The 1153-nt window shown below is 67.1% G+C and carries 1 protein-coding gene; it reads left to right on the plus strand.

What is annotated here, in order from left to right; all coding sequences use genetic code 11:
* The first annotated feature begins 73 nt into the window (after positions 1-73).
* Positions 74-1153, plus strand: a complete 1080-nt coding sequence (locus AC0IWM_RS23675) for an IS630 family transposase (RefSeq protein ID WP_471759118.1) — start codon at positions 74-76, stop codon at positions 1151-1153.

Raw genomic sequence — 1153 nt, forward strand, 5'->3', positions numbered from 1 at the left:
CCTAGTGGTTGAGGTCTGACGGTTGAGTCCGCGTGGGGTTTTGGTTTGAGGCCTGTCCTGCGAGTCTGGCGGAATGCGCAGTGGCATCTGCTTTACGCTCTCCAGTTCGGATCGCCTTCGGCTCGAAGCGCTCGTTGCGGATCGAAACACGCCGCAGAAGCACGTCTGGCGCGCTCGTATCGTGCTGCTGAGCGCCGATGGGCTCGGGACGCACGCGATCATGCGTGAGGCGGGCGTGTCCAAGACGGTGGTCTGGCGCTGGCAGGACCGCTTCGCGCAGGAGGGCGTCGACGGGCTTCTTCGGGACAAGACACGGCCGGCGCGCATCCCGCCGCTGGGGCCGGAGGTGGCGGCGCGCGTGGTGGCTCTGACGCAGGGAGAACCACCCGGCGAGACCACGCATTGGACGGCCGCCGCCATGAGCAAGGCCGCGGCCATCAGTATCTCGTCGGTGCAGCGGATCTGGCGGGGGCATGGTCTGCAGCCGCATCGGGTCCGGCAGTTCAAGCTCTCCACCGACCCGGCCTTCGCCGCCAAACTGCGCGACGTCGTCGGGCTCTACGTCGATCCGCCGGCCCACGCCGTCGTGCTCTCGGTCGACGAGAAGAGCCAGATCCAGGCGCTCGCCCGCACGCAGGCCCCGTTGCCGATGAAGCCGGGCCAGCCGACGACGCGCACCCACGACTACAAGCGCTACGGCACGACGACCCTGTTCGCCGCCCTGGACGTGCTGGAGGGCAAGGTGATCGGCCGCTGCATGCAGCGCCATCGGCATCAGGAGTTCATCCGCTTCCTCAACGCGGTCGAGGCGGCGGTTCCGGCGGGCAAGATCGTCCACGCGATCCTGGACAACTATGCCGTCCATAAGCACCCGAAGGTCCGTGCCTGGCTCGACCGCCACCCGCGATGGACCTTCCACTTCACCCCAACTTCAGCCTCGTGGCTCAATGCCGTCGAGGGCTTCTTCGCCAAGCTCGCAAAACGCCGGCTCCGACGCGGCGTGTTCGGATCGCTGGTCGAGGTCCAGGCGGCCATCAAGCGCTTCATCGCTGCGAGCAACGGCGACCCAAAGCCCTTCGTCTGGACTGCCGACCCGGATCGCATCATCCAGGCCGCAAAGCGCGGGCACCAAGTGTTAGACTCGCACCACTAG

This window comes from Methylobacterium sp. AC433, assembly GCF_979253015.1.